The sequence below is a fragment of the Actinomadura parmotrematis genome (assembly GCF_019458805.1).
Taxonomy (GTDB): domain Bacteria; phylum Actinomycetota; class Actinomycetes; order Streptosporangiales; family Streptosporangiaceae; genus Spirillospora; species Spirillospora parmotrematis.
On sequence record NZ_JAIBOA010000011.1, the window covers coordinates 34,986 to 50,824 of the forward strand.

The 15,839-nt window shown below is 76.1% G+C and carries 12 protein-coding genes; 7 read left to right on the top strand and 5 right to left on the bottom strand.

Annotated features, from left to right (window positions below):
• Positions 1–7 precede the first annotated feature (7 nt).
• Genes K1Y72_RS18310 through K1Y72_RS18320 form a run of 3 tightly spaced genes read right to left on the bottom strand, consistent with a single transcriptional unit; the run spans position 8 to position 2,990 of the window.
• Positions 8–805: an ABC transporter permease gene (locus K1Y72_RS18310; protein ID WP_308287133.1), complete on the bottom strand. Its 798-nt coding sequence runs from the start codon at positions 803–805 to the stop codon at positions 8–10.
• The gene (locus tag K1Y72_RS18315) at positions 805–1,752 is read right to left on the bottom strand and encodes an ATP-binding cassette domain-containing protein (RefSeq protein ID WP_220167578.1); all 948 of its coding nucleotides are present in this window, start codon (positions 1,750–1,752) and stop codon (positions 805–807) included. Before K1Y72_RS18315 ends, K1Y72_RS18310 begins: the two co-directional genes overlap by 1 nt.
• Positions 1,753–1,799: 47 nt before the next feature.
• Complete coding sequence (locus K1Y72_RS18320; RefSeq protein WP_220167737.1) at positions 1,800–2,990, bottom strand: cytochrome P450; 1,191 nt, start codon at positions 2,988–2,990, stop codon at positions 1,800–1,802.
• A 186-nt stretch (positions 2,991–3,176) separates the two neighbouring features.
• Here K1Y72_RS18320 and K1Y72_RS18325 point away from each other — a divergent pair, with 186 nt between their 5' ends.
• From K1Y72_RS18325 to K1Y72_RS18355, 7 genes are all read left to right on the top strand, one after another.
• On the top strand, positions 3,177–4,169 hold the full coding sequence (locus K1Y72_RS18325) for a 3-oxoacyl-ACP synthase III family protein (protein ID WP_220167579.1): 993 nt from the start codon (positions 3,177–3,179) through the stop codon (positions 4,167–4,169).
• Positions 4,170–4,171: 2 nt separating this feature from the next.
• Complete coding sequence (locus K1Y72_RS18330) at positions 4,172–4,924, top strand: glycosyltransferase family 2 protein (protein WP_220167580.1); 753 nt, start codon at positions 4,172–4,174, stop codon at positions 4,922–4,924.
• Positions 4,921–6,069, top strand: coding sequence for a cytochrome P450 (locus K1Y72_RS18335; protein ID WP_220167581.1), 1,149 nt, complete (start codon positions 4,921–4,923; stop codon positions 6,067–6,069). The genes K1Y72_RS18330 and K1Y72_RS18335 overlap by 4 nt, the downstream gene beginning before the upstream one ends.
• Complete coding sequence (locus K1Y72_RS18340; protein WP_220167582.1) at positions 6,066–7,547, top strand: class I adenylate-forming enzyme family protein; 1,482 nt, start codon at positions 6,066–6,068, stop codon at positions 7,545–7,547. The genes K1Y72_RS18335 and K1Y72_RS18340 overlap by 4 nt, the downstream gene beginning before the upstream one ends.
• Positions 7,544–8,473 (top strand): NAD-dependent epimerase/dehydratase family protein, encoded by a 930-nt coding sequence (locus K1Y72_RS18345; protein WP_220167583.1) that lies wholly within the window; start codon positions 7,544–7,546, stop codon positions 8,471–8,473. Before K1Y72_RS18340 ends, K1Y72_RS18345 begins: the two co-directional genes overlap by 4 nt.
• 96 nt (positions 8,474–8,569) lie before the next feature.
• Positions 8,570–9,310, top strand: coding sequence for a siderophore-interacting protein (locus tag K1Y72_RS18350; RefSeq protein WP_220167584.1), 741 nt, complete (start codon positions 8,570–8,572; stop codon positions 9,308–9,310).
• A 27-nt stretch (positions 9,311–9,337) separates the two neighbouring features.
• Positions 9,338–10,492 carry a serine hydrolase domain-containing protein gene (locus K1Y72_RS18355; protein ID WP_308287134.1) on the top strand — a complete coding sequence of 385 codons (1,155 nt, stop codon included), beginning with the start codon at positions 9,338–9,340 and terminating at the stop codon, positions 10,490–10,492.
• On the opposite strand, the gene K1Y72_RS18360 is transcribed toward K1Y72_RS18355, so the two are convergent.
• Together K1Y72_RS18360 and K1Y72_RS18365 are read right to left on the bottom strand one after the other, a co-directional pair.
• A complete protein-coding gene (locus tag K1Y72_RS18360) occupies positions 10,467–13,925 on the bottom strand; it encodes a hypothetical protein (protein ID WP_220167585.1) in 3,459 nt (1,152 codons plus the stop codon). The two genes, K1Y72_RS18355 and K1Y72_RS18360, sit on opposite strands and share 26 nt — an antisense overlap.
• Complete coding sequence (locus tag K1Y72_RS18365; RefSeq protein ID WP_220167586.1) at positions 13,922–15,835, bottom strand: translocation/assembly module TamB domain-containing protein; 1,914 nt, start codon at positions 15,833–15,835, stop codon at positions 13,922–13,924. Before K1Y72_RS18365 ends, K1Y72_RS18360 begins: the two co-directional genes overlap by 4 nt.
• Between the last annotated feature and the right edge of the window lie 4 nt (positions 15,836–15,839).

A 15,839-nucleotide genomic window follows, 5' to 3' on the forward strand; every position in this document is an offset into this window, starting at 1 on the left:
ACCCAGGTCAGGACGCGTGCTTGGGGTCGCGGGCGAACAGGCGGCGCGACCACAGGTAGCCGAGGGCGGTGAGGCCCGCGCACCAGGCGAGGGAGGTCCAGGCGTCGTTCCCGACGGGCGTGCCGAGCAGCAGGCCGCGCAGCGTCTCGATGATCGGGGTGAACGGCTGGTACTCGGCGAACCAGCGGATGCTCGCGGGCATCTGCTCGGGCGGGACGACGGCGCTGCCGAGGAACGGCAGGAACTGCACGATGAGCGGGGTGTTGGACGCCGACTCGGGCCCCTTGGACCACAGGCCGAGCCCGCAGGCGAGCCACGACAGCGCGACGATGAGGAACAGCAGCAGCCCGATCGCGCCGAGCCAGTCCAGCAGCGTCGCGTCGTGGGAGCGGAACCCGAGGGCGACGGCGATGGCGAGGACGAGGGCGGTGGAGGCGGCCGTCTGGAGGACGCCGCCGGCGACGTGGCCGTTCAGCACCGCCGTCCGGAACACCGCCATGGTGCGGAAGCGGGCGATGACGCCTTCGGTCATGTCGACGGCGACCGCCACCGACACCACCATGCAGCCCGAGGTGACCGCCATGAGGACGATGCCGGGCGTCAGGTAGTCGATGTAGTCGCCCTTGAAGCCGGTGCCGGCGGAGATGCCGGCGCCGAGGGTGTTGCCGAAGACGCCGAAGAACAGCAGCAGCATCAGCACCGGCCCGAAGATCACGCTGATGGTCATGGCGGGGTAGCGCCGGGCGTGCCGCAGGTTGCGGCGGAGCATGGTCGCCGAGTCGGCGAGGGCGTGGGTCGTGGACATCAGCGGGCCGCCTTCGTGCTGGTCAGGGCGAGGAAAACGTCGTCGAGGCCGGGGGTGTGCAGCGACAGGGCGGTGGCCTTGACGCCGCCCCCGTCGAGGGTGTCGAGGACGCCGCGCAGGGCGTCCACGCCGGTGTCGCCGGGGACCTGGAGGGTGAGGGCCTCGTCGTCGCGGGCGGCGCCGGGGAACAGCGCGGCGGCGGCGCCGAGGTCGGCGGGGCCGGCGAAGGTCAGCAGGACGTGCCCGCCGGGGACGGAGCGCTTCAGCTCGTCCGGGGTGCCCTCGGCGATGACGCGGCCGCCGTCGAGGACGGCGACGCGGTCGGCGAGCCGGTCGGCCTCCTCCAGGTACTGGGTGGTCAGGAAGATCGTGACGCCGGTCGCGACGAGGTCGCGGATCGTCTGCCACATGGCGCGGCGGCTGCGCGGGTCCAGGCCGGTCGTCGGCTCGTCCAGGAAGATGACGCCGGGCCGCCCGACGAGCGTCATCGCCAGGTCCAGGCGCCGCTTCATGCCGCCCGAGTAGGTGGCGGCGGGCTTGCCGGCGGCGTCCCGGAGGTCGAACGCGGCGAGCAGCTCGTCGGCGCGGGCGCGGCCCTCGGCGCGGCCGAGGCGGTGCAGGTCGGCCATCAGGATGAGGTTCTCGCGGCCGGTCAGCAGCCCGTCGACGGCCGAGTACTGGCCGGTGACGCCGATCGCGGCGCGCACCGCGTCCGCCTCGGCGTCCACGAGGTGCCCGGCGACGCGGGCGCGCCCGCCGTCGGCGCGGATCAGCGTGGTGAGGATGCGGACGACGGTGGTCTTGCCCGCGCCGTTCGGGCCGAGCAGCGCGAACACCGATCCGGCGGGGATGTGCAGGTCGATGCCGTCGAGGACGAGGTGGTCGCCGAAGGACTTGCGGAGCCCGCTCGCCTCGATGGCGGGCGGCGCGGGGGGTGTCGTTGCCATGCCCCGAGCGTGCGGGGCGCCGGTTTCACGGTGGCTTCACGCCGGTTTCACGACCCTGCTCGCACCACCAGCGACGCGTAGGTGGGGACGAGCGCGCGGTGCGCGGCGCGCCGCGACACGATCCGGTAGGGGCGGCCGGTGGAGTGCAGCGTCTCCAGCATCCGGGCGATCTGGACGCGGGCGACGGACGCGCCGAGGCAGAGGTGGCGGCCGCCGCCGAACCAGAGCTGGCGGGTCTCGGGGATGTGCGGGCGGGTGATGTCGAACGGCCCGGCGCCGTTGGTGGCGCGGTAGGTGAGCAGCAGGACGCGGTCGCCGGCGCGCAGCGTCCGGCCGCCGAGCTCGGCGTCGCGCTCGACGTGGCGGCCGATGACGGGCGCGGGCGTCGCGACGCGCAGCCCCTCGCGGACGGCGTTCGGCAGCAGGGACGGGTCGCGCAGCAGGGCGTGCTGGGCGCCGGTGTCGTGCAGGAGCGCGACGGTGCGGGTGGTGCCCGCGACGCCCGTCTCGGTCCCGGCGATGACGAGGAGGGTCGCGAGGCCGCGCGCGAGCGGCAGGCCGAGGCCCATCGCGCGGCAGCGGCCGAGGAGGGTGCCGGGCCCGGCGTCCCGGTAGGCGTCCGGGACGCCCGCGGTGAGGCCGTCCGCGATCTCGCGGGCGGCGGCGAGGCGGTCCTCGGGCAGGTCGGTGGACGCGGTCGTGCCGAGGGCGAGGGCGGCGAGGGACTCCCCGGCGGCGAACAGGTCCCGGTACTGCTGGTCGGGGGAGTCGGCCGGCAGGCCGAGCAGGTCGGCGACCATGCGGCCGGCGAGGACGCGCGCGGCGTCCGCGACGTCGACCTCCGCGCCGGACGCCAGCAGGGCGGCGAGCGCCGCGTGGTGGCCGCCCTGGGAGCGTTCCACCAGGTCGGCGGCGGCGTCCTCGGTGAACAGGTCGCGGGCGCGGGCGCGGATCTCGGCGTGCCGGGAGCCGCCGAAGAACGCGCCCATCTCCGGGCCGAACAGCTGCGTCCACATGTGGCCGACGCCGCCCTCGCCGCCCATGGTGAAGGCGGCGTGGTCGTTCAGGACGCGCCTGGCCAGCAGCGGGTCGGTGACCACCCAGCCGAGGCGCGGGACGCGCGCGATCGGGCCGAGATGGCGGGCCGCCTCCAGCAGCGCGAACAGGCCGGGGTTGGCGCTCCACAGGAGCCGGGACTCGTGGCGGGCCGCGTCCGGCGCGAGCGGCCGGTTCATCATGTCGATCACAAGGCCGATTGTGCCGAGCCCGGCGAGGGCGACGGAAACCGCACTCGACTCAAAAGAACCAGGTACCGGTACTCAGGGTCGAAACGGCTAATGTGCCCTATCCGCGTCCCGCCGGCCCCCGCGAGGCTGGGCGAAGCGTCACCGGCGAGCAGTTCACCACGGAAAACGGGGGTCCCGATGAGAGCACGCATCACCGCGGCGGCGGCGCACCTGCCGGCCGCCACGCTCAGCAGCGCCGAGGTGGAGGCGCGGGTGGCGGCCGGGAGCGGCGGCTACCGCCCGCATCCGACGATCGTCGAGCGGATGACCGGGATCCGGTCCCGGCACGTGATGGCCGACGGCGAGCAGGCGTCCGACCTCGCCGCCGCGGCGGCCCGCACGGTGCTGGACGAGCGCGGCGTCCGGCCCGACCTGCTGGTGTTCGGGTCGGCGTCGCAGGACCTCATCGAGCCGGCGACCGCGCACATCGTCGCCGACGCGCTCGGCCTGGACTGCCCGGTGTTCGACGTCAAGAACGCCTGCAACAGCTTCCTCAACGGCCTGCAGATGGCGGACGCGCTGATCCGCACCGGCCAGCACGAGCGGGTCCTCGTCTGCACGGGCGAGAGCCCGTCGCGGGCGGTGCGCTGGGACGTCCGCGACCGCGCCCAGTTCGTGGACGCCTTCGCCGGCTACACGCTGTCGGACGGCGGCGCCGCGATGCTGGTGGAGGCCGCGCCCGACGGCGGGATCTTCTACCGGGACTTCGCCGCCGTGTCGTCGGCGTGGCGGGTCGGGACGCTCCCGGCGGGCGGCTCCCGGCACCCGCGCGACCCCGAGTACACCTACTTCAGCGGCGACGGCCGCCGCCTGAAGGACGTGTTCGTCGCCAACGGCCCCGAGCTGTTCGTGAAGGCCCTCGCCAAGACCGGCCTGACCTGGGACGACTTCGCGGTCGTCGCCGTTCACCAGGTGACGGCCCGCTACACCGAGGTGCTGCGCGCGATCCTCGGCATCCCGGCGGACAGGCTGGTGGTCACGCTGCCCGAGCACGGCAACCTGGCGTCGGCGACGCTGCCGCTCCAGATCGCGACGGCGCTGGAGCAGGGCCGCTGCGGCCCCGGCGACAAGGTCGCGATGGTGGGCCTGGCGGGCGGCGTCAGCCTCGGCGTGATCTTCGCGGAGCTGTGAGCATGGACCTGTGGATCGTCGTCCCCGCCTACGACGAGGAGCGCTCGATCGGCGCGACGCTGCGCCGCCTCGCCGCCCAGACCGACCTGGACTTCACCCTCGTCGTGGTCGACAACGGCAGCCGCGACGGCACGGCCGCCGCCGTCCGCGCGTTCGCCGCCGGTCATCCCGAGGTGGACGTGCGGATCATCGGGGAGGCGCAGAAGGGCACCGGCGCCGCCGCCGACACCGGCTTCCGGCACGCCATCTCCGCCGGCGCGACGCACGTCGCCCGCACCGACGCCGACTGCCTGCCCGCCCGCGACTGGGTCGCGGCGGTGAAGCGGGCCTTCGACGACGGCCTGGAGCTGGTCAGCGGCCCGCTGCTGCCGCGCACCGACGAGTTCCCGCTGAAGCTGTGGGAGCGGCGCCTGCTGCCCACGGTCATCGGGATCGCCGCGCTGTTCGGCCGGTTCCGCCCCGGCAACCAGGACCCCTTGTATCTGGGGCCGTACGTGATGATGCCCGGCTGCAACGTCGCCATCACCGCGGACCTGTACGAGCGGGCGGGCGGTTTCCCGCGCACCCGCATCGAGGACGTCCACGAGGACCGCGCGCTCGTCAACAGCGTCCGCTACCTCACCGACGCCTACGGGCTGCGCCGCGACGTCGCCGTGTACGGGTCGGTGCGGCGGCTGCGCGCGTTCGGGCTCGTCCGGACGCTCGGCTGGTACGCCGACCACCGCTACCGGCCCGAAGTGGTGGACATCCGATGAGCTGGGAGCGTCGCCTGTATACGGCCGCGCACCCGTTCGCCTACCCGCTGCTGCGCGGCCTCGCCCGGCGCGGCCCGGTGGTGCGGGTGCCGGGCGTCGGCGTCGTGGTGAACGACGCCGCGACGGCCCGCCGGGTGCTGATGGACGGGGAGGCGTTCCGCAAGGACGGCCCCGGCTCGCCCGGCGACCTGTGGACGCCCGTCCTCGGCCCGTCGGTGCTGCTCAACATGGAGGGCGACGGCCACCGGGCGCTCCGCCGCCGCCTCACCGACCTGTTCACGCCCGCCTACAGCGACGCCCTGTGCGCCCGCGTCCTCGCCGGCCCGCTGGACGCCGTCGCCGCGCGCCTCGCCGCCGGCGCGGAGGTGGACCTGGTCGACGTCATGCGGCACGCCGCCGGCGCGGTGATCGCGCGGGTCATCGGTCTGGACGCGGACGAGGCCGCCTGCCGCGAGCTGTTCGAGCAGGGCGAGCGGATCGTGGCGATGGTGTCGCTGCGCACCCGCCGCCTGTCGCCCGCGCAGGTCGCGCGCGCCCGCGCCGTCCTGGAGCCGCTCGGCGGCGCCGCCGCCAAGGCGTACGCGGCGGGCGACGAGTCCACCGTCATGGGCCGGATGCGGGCGCTCGGCCTGTCGGAGGACGAGGCGCGCGGCGCCGCCGGGGCGTTCTTCCTCACCGGCACCGAGACCGTCGCGACGCTCGTCCCGCGCCTGATCGCGCTGCTGCACGACACTCGGCACCTGGACCGCGTCGCCGCCGACCGGTCGCTGCTGGACGCCGCGATCGACGAGGCGATGCGGGTCGCGACCCCGACGCCGGTCATGCTGCGCAGCGTCCACGCGCCCGCCCGGATCGGGGAGACGGCGGTGAGGCCGGGCGACCGCGTCCTGATCGCCACCCACAACTGCTGCCGCGCGTACGGGCCGTTCGACCCGACCCGGCCGCAGCCGCCCGAGCTGCGGCGCCTCTGGTTCGGCGCCGGGCCGCACTTCTGCATCGGCTACCCCCTCGCGATGGCCGAGATCCGGCGCGTCGCCGGGACGCTGCTGGACGCCGCGCCGCTCGCCGTCACCGGCCGCGCCGCCGCGCGCGGCGTCCTGCTGCCCGCCTACCGCACCCTCACCGTCCGGAAGGCCCGTGCATGACGCTGGTGAAACGCCTGCTCGAGCAGGCGGCGGAGACGCCCGGCGGGGTCGCGCTCGTCGCGGGGGACGGCGCGGAGCTGACGTACGGGGAGCTGCGGCGCCGCGTCCTCGCCGTCCGGCACGGCCTGCTCGGCGCCGGGATGGCGGCCGGGGACGGGGTGCTGTTCTCGGTGCGGCCGTCGCCGGAGTCGCTGGTCCTCGCGCTCGGCGTCGTCGCGGCGGGCGGCGTCGTGGTGTTCGCCGACCCCGGCGCGGGGCCGGAGATGTTCGAGGCGCGGCTGAGGTTGGCGCGTCCGCGCTGGTCGGCGGCCGAGTCGGTGCTGTACGCGGGCAGCCGCCTCCGCGCGGTGCGCGCCTACGCGCGGCGGCGCGGGCTGCTGCTGCCGAACCTCGCCGAACTCGATTTGCGCCACGTCCACGTCGGGCGGCGGCTGCCGGGCGTGCCGCGCGGCTCGCTCGCCTTCGACCGCCTCCAGGACGGCCCGGCGCCCGAACCGGACGCCACCGGCGACCCGGACGCGCCCGCCGCCGTCATCTTCACGTCCGGGACCACCGAGGACCCGCGCGCCGTCGTCCACTCGCAGGCGTCGCTAGCCGCCGCGCTCGATCTGTTCCGGGAGCGGATGCCGCTCGGGCCCGGCGACGTCGTGCACACCGACCAGCTCATGCTGGGCCTGCCGACGCTGATCTCCGGCGCCCGCTGGTCGATGCCGCCGCTCGGCTGCCCGCCCGCCGCGTTCGCCCGGCAGCTCGCCGAGCGCGGCGCCACGCACACCTTCTGCGTCCCGGTGCACCTCGGCGAGATCCTGGACGCCGCCCCCGCGCTGCCGCCGGGCCTGCGGTACGTGCTGCTCGGCGCGGCGCCCGCCCCGGCCGGGATCCTGCGGCGCGCCGTCGCCGCCGCACCGGGCGCGGAAGTCCTGTCGGTGTACGCGATGACCGAGATCCTGCCCGTCGCGATCGCCTCGGCGCGCGACAAGCTCGCCCACACCGCTTCGGGCGCCGAAGGCGACCTGCTCGGCGAGCCCCTCACCGGTACCGCGTTCGGCGCCGACGGCGAGCTGGTCCTGTCCGGCCCGAACCTGTGCCGGGGCTACCTCGGCGCGCCGCCGCTCGCCGAACTCGCCACCGGCGACCTCGCCCGCCTCGACGACGACGGCCGCCTGGTGCTGCTGGGCCGCAAGAAGGACATGCTGATCCGCGGCAAGTTCAACCTGTACCCGGGCCTGTACGAGCCCGCGATCGCCGCCCTCGACGGCGTCGAGGAGGCCGCCTACGTCGGGCTGCCCGACCCGGTGACCGGCGACGAGGAGGTCGTCCTCGCCGTCGTCGGCTCCGCCGCCGGGCTGGACCGGCGGCTCCGCGACGTCCTCGACCGCGACGCGCTGCCCGACCGCGTCGTCGCGCTGCCGGAGCTGCCGCGCTCGGGGCGCGGCCGCAAGCTGGACCGCGAGCGGTTGCGGGAGCTCGTCCGATGAGGGTCGCGGTCACCGGCGCGTCCGGGTTCGTCGGCGGCGCCGTCTGCCGCGCCCTCGCCGCGCGGGGCGTGGAGACGCTGGCGTTCGGGCGGCGCCCGGAAACGCCGCCCGGCCATCTCGGCGGGGCCGCCTACCGGGCGTGGGACCTGCTGGACGGCCCGCTCGCGGACGCCCCTGATGTGGACGCGGTCGTGCACTGCGCGGGCAGCGTCACCGACTGGGGTCCGGCGGCGGACTTCTTCGCCGCCAATCTCGGCGGGACGCGCGCCGCCCTGGCGACGTTCCCCGGCGCCCGGTTCGTGCACGTCAGCACGGCCAGCGTCTACGACCCGTTCCGGCCGACCGTGCGCGCGCGCGAGGACGAGGCGCCCGTCGCCCGCTACCTCAACGCCTACGGGGCGTCCAAGGCGGCGGCGGAGCGCGCCGTGACGGCGCGTCCCGGCAGCGTCGTGCTGCGCCCGCACGCCGTTTACGGGCCGGGCGACACGACGCTGCTGCCACGCGTGCTGTCGTCGGTGCGCGGCCCGCTGCTGCCCGCCGTCGGCACCGGCCGCCAGCGGATCAGCCTGACGTCGGTCGCCAACCTCGTGCAGGCGTGCGTGCTCGCCGCGACCGGGCCCGCCGCGCCGGGGGTGTTCAACGTCACCGACGCCGAGCCGGTCCTCCTGGACGACGCGTTGCGCGCGATCCTCGCCGAGCGCGGCGTCGCCGCCCGCCCCGTCTACCTGCCGTACCGGGCGGCGCGGCCGCTCGCCGCCGCCCTCGAGGGCGCGTTCCTGCTGGCCCGGCGGCCCGAACCACCGCGCCTCACCCGCTACGCGATCGGGCACCTGGCGGTCGAGCGCACCCTCGACATCACCGCCGCCCGCACGGCCCTCGGCTACGACCCGGCGCCGACGTCGTTCGCCGGGGCCGCCGGCTGGTGAAGCCGTGACCCGGCCGGGAGGGCTGGACGCCGCCCGCTGTTCGCGATATATCTCGGTTGTCGGGCAGTCGAGATATATCGCGCATCGGAGGCGCTCGTGAGCCCCAGCCTGTCCCGCCTCGTCCTGGACAAGATGTTCACCGCCGGCCGCGTCACCGCGGCCGGGCCGATCTCCCCGCGGCTGCGCGGCGTCACCGTCACCGGCCCGGACGTGCGCGGCCTCGGCTGGACGCCCGGCCAGCAGGTCCGGCTGCTCGTCGGCGAGCCGTTCGCGCTGCGCACCTGGACGTCCCGGCAGATCGGCGACGTGCTGCGCACCTACTCGGTGCGGCGGCTCGCGGGCGACTCCTTCGACCTGGTCGGCTTCGACCACGGCGGCGACGGGCCCGGCGAGCGCTGGTTCCGCGAGGCCGAGCCGGGCCGCGAGGTGCTGTTCCGCGGGCCGGAGGGCGGCTTCGTCATCGACGCCGCCGCGCCCTACCACCTGTTCGCGGGCGAGGAGACCGCCACCGTCGCGTTCGCCGCGATGCTGGACGCGCTGCCGCCGGACGCCGCCGTGCACGGCGCCGTCGAGGCCGGCGACGCCGCCGACCACCAGGACCTCGCCCGCGACCTCGTCCGGGTCGACCGCGGGGACGTGCCCGCGGCGTCGTCGGAGGCGCTGCTGAAGGCCGTCGCGTCGCTCGACCTGCCGGACGCCCCCGGCACCGCCTACCTCGCGGGCGAGGCGCGGACGATCCAGGCGATCCGGGCGCACCTGGTGCGCGAGCGCGGCTGGGACCGGCGTAACGTGCGCACCAAGCCGTTCTGGACCCCGGGCAAGCGCGGCCTCGACTGACCACGCCCCGGGACGCCGGGAGGGGCCGTGGTCCGTCGGATCGTCGCGGGCGTGCTGTCGGTGCTGGTCGTGGCCGTCGCCGGGTCGTTCATCGGAACGGCGGCGATGAACGTGCCGGGGCCGGTCACCCTCTACGGGCTGCTCACCACCGCGCCGTCCCAGGCGGGGAAGCTCTACCCCGCGCGGACGGTCCCCGCGTCGGCGCGCCCGGCGCCGCTGCCGGTCAAGCAGGGGCGGCCGCCCGCCACCGTCCCGTGGAAGGGCGGGCGGATCGCCGTCACCGACTTCCTGGCCAGGACCCATACGGCGTCCTTCCTCGTGGTGCACGACGGCGCGATCACCTACGAGTGGTACCGCAAGGGCGTGCGGCCGACCGACCGGACGGCGTCCTGGTCGGTCGCCAAGTCGCTGGTCTCGCTGATGGTCGGGCAGGCGATCGCCGACCGGAAACTGAGCGAGGACGACAAGGTCGTCGCGCTGCTGCCCGAGCTGCGCACCGGCGGCACCTCCTTCGACGACGTCACCGTCCGCCACCTCCTCGACATGACCGCCGGCATCGGCGTCTCGGAGAACTACAGCCAGGCGTGGCCGTTCACCGGCACCGCCCGCATGTACCTCACCAAGGACCTGCCGGGCTTCGTCAAGGACCACCGGGGCATGGAGACCGAGCCCGGCGCCGCCGCCTCCTACCGCAGCGTGGACACCGAGCTGCTCGGCCTGATCCTCGCCAGGGTCGAGGGAAAGCCGCTCGCCGCGCTGCTGTCGGAGCGGCTGTGGAACCCTGTCGGCGCGCAGGACGCCGCCACCTGGAACCTCGACCACGGCGGCGGCGCCGAGAAGGCGTTCTGCTGCGTCAACGCCACGCCCCGCGACTTCGCCAAGATCGGGCAACTGGTGCTGGACGGCGGGCGCGGCATCGTCCCGGCCGCCTGGATCAAGCGGATCTCCACCCCGGCGCCCAAGGAGGTGGACGGATGGAAGTACTCCGCGCAGTGGTGGCGCCCGTCCGCCGACGCGATCTCGGCGCTCGGCGTCTACGGCCAGTACGTCTACGTCCACCCGGCCTCGAAGACCGTCATCGTGAAGTTCAGCGACCACGGCACCGAGCAGGACGAGCGGGAGACCTTCGCCGCCCTGCGGGCCGTCGCCACCGGCGCTACTGGCGCGACAGGCTCCGGCTGACGCCCGCGATGATCGTGGTGGCGAGGATCCAGCCCGCCGCGACGAGCGCGGCGGCGAGCCACTGCGTCCAGCCGCGCGGGTTGAACGCCCCCTCCTGCCCGAAGGAGATCACCGGCAGCAGCAGGTCCAGGGCGTAGAGGAACGGGTTGAACTCCGGCGCCTCCGGCGGCTTGGCGGGCCGCGGCTCGTGCAGCGCGAACGCCGTCGTGGCGGCAGCGAGCAGCATCACCAGCCATCCGGCGGCCCGCAGCGGCCGGTACCCGTAGCCGACCGTCACGTCCTGCACCAGGCCCCAGGCGCGCAGCGGGAACGCCAGCGTGCGGCGGCGCTGCCGCTGCTTGGCGAGCAGCACGTCACGGGCGACGGCGTCGTGGCCCTGCCGCTGGTAGGCGGCCGCGAGCTGCTCGTAGGGCTGCGGGCGGTAGGAGCGCGGCCCGGACGACAGCAGCTTCAGGCGGGCACGGACGGGCAGCGGCTTCCGCAGCCCCTCGTAGACGAACCCGTCCAGGCGGGTGTCGGGCGGCCAGCAGCCCGGATCGTCGTCCAGCGACCCGACGGCGGCGTCGCGCAGCTCGACGGGACCGTTCAGGCGGGTGCCGCCGGTGGTGCGGAGGGCGGGGGCGCGGAGCGCCCGCATCCGCAGCTCGCCGTCGACGGTCGCGTCCCCGAACGCCAGCTCGGCGCCGAAGCGAGCGCTGTTCAGCGAGACGCCGCCGGCGGCGTGGAACCCGCCGGTGAACCAGGCGACGCTGCCGACCCGCATGCCCCAGGCGGTGAGGCACCAGCCGCCGGGGGCCGCCAGCTTCGCGCCGGTGAAGTCGAGCGCGGCGCCGATGGCCGCGTCCTCCAGGACGATCTCCCCGTCGGCCGCGAAGCCCTCGTGGAAGAACGCCCCGCCGCGCACGGACGCCCGGGTCATGGCGAGGGCGGGGCCGTCGGCGGCGGCCAGCGCGGCGCCCCGGAAGTCGACGGTGCCGGCCTGGAGCTCCTCCAGGACGACGCGGCCCTCGGCCCGGAAGGAACCCGAGCAGAGCAGGGCGCCGGTGATGTCGGCACGGTCGAGCGACAGGGCGACGCCGCCGGGGTTCGCCAGGTGCGCGCCGTCGAACCTCACCGTCCCGCGCACCTTCGCCGAGGCGAGCGAGACGTGCCCCTCGGCGGCCAGATCGGGCGCGTGGACGCCGCCGCCGACGTCCATCAGCGGCGCCCATAGCGCGACGCCCCCGGCGGCGGTGAGTACCGCGTCCTGCACGCGGACGGTCCCCTCGACCTTCGCGGCGCGGATCGACACGGTCCCGTCGGCGGTGATGCCGTCCAACGTCAAGTCGGAGGCGACGGTGATACGTCTGGCCTCCAGAGCGGCTCCGCCGGGGTTGGCGAGCCGCGCCCCGTCGAACGAGCAGCGGTCGGCGACGGCGGCGCCGAGCAGCCGCACCTCCCCCTCGGCCCGGAACCCGCCGTGCAGGAACAGCCCGCCCCCGACGGCGAGGCGCTCGGCGCGCAGGGCGACGCCGCCGGGGCCGGCGAGGCGGGCGCCCATCAGCTCGCAGTTCTTGGCGACGCGGGCGTCGCGGAGGCGGACCTCGCCGTCCGCCGCGAACCCGCCGCTCATCAGCAGCGCGCCCTCCACGGCGAGCTGCCCGGCGTCCAGCGCGACGGCGCCGGGCGCGGCGAGCCGGGCGCCGGTCAGGTCGCAGGTCCGGCCGACGTGGGCGTCGCGCAGGAGGATCAGGCCGTCCGCCGCGAACCCGTCGTTCATGAGGAGCGTGCCCTCGACCGTCAGCCGCTCGGCGTCCAGGGCGACGGCGCCCGCCAGGTGCGCGCCGGTCAGCTCGCAGCTCTTGGCGACGCGGGCGTCGCGGAGGCGGACCTCGCCGTCCGCCGCGAACCCGCCGCCCATGAGCAACCCGCCCTCGACGGTGAGGCGCTCGGCGTTCAGGGCGACGGGACCGGCGAGGCGGGCGCCGGTCAGCTCGCAGCTCTTGGCCACGCGGGCGTCCACGAGCCGGACCTCGCCGTCGGCCTGGAGGCGGACGGCGGTGAGGGCGCCCTCGACGGTGACGCGGTCGGCGGTGAGGGCGGCGGCGCCGGGGTTGGCGAGGCGGGCGCCGGTGAGGTCGAGGGACGCGCCGATCGCGGCGTCCTCCAGGACGACCTCGCCGTCGGCCTCGAACGCGCCGTGGAACGACACCGAGCCCCGGACGGCCGTCCTGACCATGGTGAGGGCGCGGCCGCCGGGGGAGGAGAGCCGCGCGTGCCGCAGGTCGATGCTGCCGGTGCGGGCGTCGCTCAGCCGGACCTCGCCCTCGGCGGTGAAGCCCTGCGAGCAGAACACCATGCCGTCGATCTCGGCCCGGTTGAGCGACAGGGCGCCGTGGTCGGGCGCGGCGAGGTGCGCGCCGTTGAAGTTGACCGAGCCGCGCACCTGCGCGCCCGCCAGCGACACGTGGCCGCGCGCGGTGAAGCCGTCGGAGGCCGAGAAGCCGCCGAGGACCATGCGGCGGCAGTGCAGGGCGACGCCGCCGGGCACCTCGACGCGGGCGCCCGCGAGCTGGATCCAGCCCTGGACGTCGCCCGCCCGCAGGTCCAGCGTCCCCTCGGCGGCGACGCCGTCCAGAGTGAGGGTGCCGCCGACCGCGATGTGGCGGGCGTCAAGGACGGTGCCGCCGGGGGCGGTGAGGCGGGCGCCCTCCAGCGTGCAGCCCTGCCCGATCCGGGCGTCGCGCAGGTCCACCAGGCCGTCGGCGGCGAGCCCGCCGTCCATGACCAGCGGGCCGGTGACGGTGAGGCGCTCGGCGTTCAGGGCGACGGCGCCGGTGAGGCGAGCGCCCGACAGCGTGCAGGTCTCCACGCGCGCGCCCGGCAGCCGCAGCTCGCCGTCGCAGGCCACGCCCGCGCCGAACAGGCCGCCCTCGGCGACCAGCCCGTCACCGGTGAAGTCGCCGCCGTGGACGCGCGCGCCCTCCAGGACGAGCGCGCCGCCGACGCGGGTGTTCCACAACATGGCCTCGCCGCCGATGTCGGCGTTGCGCAGGATCAGGTCGCGCTCGACTACGGCGCTGCCCGCGTGCAGGGCCGGAACGCCGACGAGCGTCGCGCCGGTGAGGTCGAGCGTCCCGGCGATGTGGGCGTCGGGCATCCGCAGCTCGGCGCCGAAGGCGCAGTGCGCGAAGCGGGTGCGTTGCAGGCGCGCGCCGATCAGCTCGGCGCCGTCGGGCAGCTCGCAGCCGACGAGCAGCAGCGGATGCGGGATCTCCAGGTGCGCGAGGTTGAACACGCCGGTGATGCGGGCGCCGGTCAGGCGGAGCGAGCGGACGGCGCCGGGCGCCGTCAGGATCGCCGCGAGCGCGGCGGCGGGCAGCCGCTCGCCGCGCAGGTCGATGGGGCGGGAGGCGGCGAACGCCTCCCGCACGGCGTCTTCGGCGGCGGTCACGGGCGCGACAGGTTCCGGGAGACGCCCGCGATGATCGTCGTGGCGAGGATCCAGCCGGCCGCGACGAGCGCGGCGGCGAGCCACTGCTGCCAGCCGTGCGGGTTGAACGCGCTCTCCTGCCCGAAGGAGATGACCGGAAGCAGCAGGTCCAGCGCGTACAGGAAGGCGTTGAACGGCGGCGCCTTCGCCGCCTCGGCGGGCGGCGGGCGGTGGACGGCGAACGCCGCCGTCGCGGCGGCGAGCAGCGCGACCAGCCAGGCCGCGGCCCGGTAGGGGCGGAAGCCGTAGCCGACCGCGACGTCCTGGAGGTAGCCCCAGGGGCGCAGCGGCAGGGGGAGCGAGGCGCGGCGGCGGCGCTGCTCGGCGAGCAGGACGGTCCGCGCGTCGGCGTCGTAGCCGTGCCGCCGGTAGACGGCGGCGAGCTGCGCGTAGGGCTGCGGGAGGTGGCCGTCGCCCGCCTTGGCCAGCCAGGCGAGGCGGTCGGCGACGGGCCGCGGGGAGCGCAGCGTCTGGTAGACGAGGCCGTCCAGCAGCAGGCCGTCCGGCCAGCGGCCGGCGACGTCGTCCAGGACGGTGATCTCGGCGTCGCGCAGGTCCACCCGGCCGAACGAGGCGGCCGCGTCGACGCGCAGGGCGCCGATCCTGGCCCGCCAGAGGGACAGGGCGCCGGTGAGGGCGGCGCCGTGCAGGTGCAGCTCGTTCTCGATGCGGGCGCCGGCGAAGGAGACCTTGCCGTCGACGGTGAGGTCCCCGCAGCGGGCGAGGCCGCCGACCTGGACGCCCCAGGCGGTCAGCGCGTAGCCGCCGGGCGAGTTCAGCCGCGCGTCGCCGAAGTCGATCCCGGCGCCGAAGCGGGCGTCGGGCATGTGCACCTCGCCGTCGGCGCGGAAGCCCCGGTTGCAGAACAGGACGCCGCCGACGTTCGCGCGCTCCAGCTCCAGCGCGACGCCGCCGGGCCGCGACAGCACCGCCCCGCTCAGCGCGACCTGGCCGCGGACGTCGGCCGCCGTCAGGTTGACGGTGCCCTCGGCGCGCAGGCCGCGGAAGGCGCTGAATTCGCCGCCGATCGTGGTGAGCCGCAGGTTCAGCGCGAAGCCGTCCGGGGCGCTGAGGCGCGCGTCGTTGACGGCGACCGAGCCCTGCACGGCGGCGCTGCGGAGCTGGAGGGTGCCCTCGGCGGCCAGGTCGTCCAGGCCGACCGTGCCGTCGACCTGGATCTGGTCGGCGTCCAGGGCGTTCTCGCCGGGGGCGGTGAGGCGCGCGCCGCGCAGCGACAGGCGGCGGCCGACGCGGGCGTCCCGCAGCCGTATCCGGCCCTCGGAGACGAGGCCCGACCCGAACAGGCCGCGCTCGACCGTCAGGCCGTCGCCGTTCAGGGTGACGCCGCCGGGGTTGGCGACGCGCGCCCGGTCCAGGACGAGGGCGCCGCCGACGCGGGCGTTCGGCAAGCGCAGCTCGCCGCGGGCGTCGATCTCGCTGAGGTCGAGATCGCGCTCGACCTCCAGGTCGGCGGCGCGGAGGGCGGGGGCGCCGCCGAGCGTCGAGCCGGTGAGGTCGAGGGTGCCGCCGACGCGGGCGCCCGACAGGTGCGGGGCCTTCTCGAACGTGCAGCGCAGCAGCCGCACGTCGCCCGTCCGCGCCCCGGTCAGCTCGGGCGCCTCGGCGAAGGCGCAGCCCGTCATCAGCAGCGGGTGCGCGAGTTCGGCGTGCGCGAGGTTCAGGACGCCGGTGACGCGGGCGCCGGCGACGCGGACGGCGGGGACGCGGCCCGGCAGGGCCTCGCGCGCGCCCATCAGCAGCGCCGCGACGACCCCCGCCCGCACCTCGTCGCCGCCCAGGTCGACCGCGGCGGCCTCGGGGAAGGCGTCCCAGACGGCCCGCTCGGCCTCGGTCAGGTCGTCGTACGGCATGCGG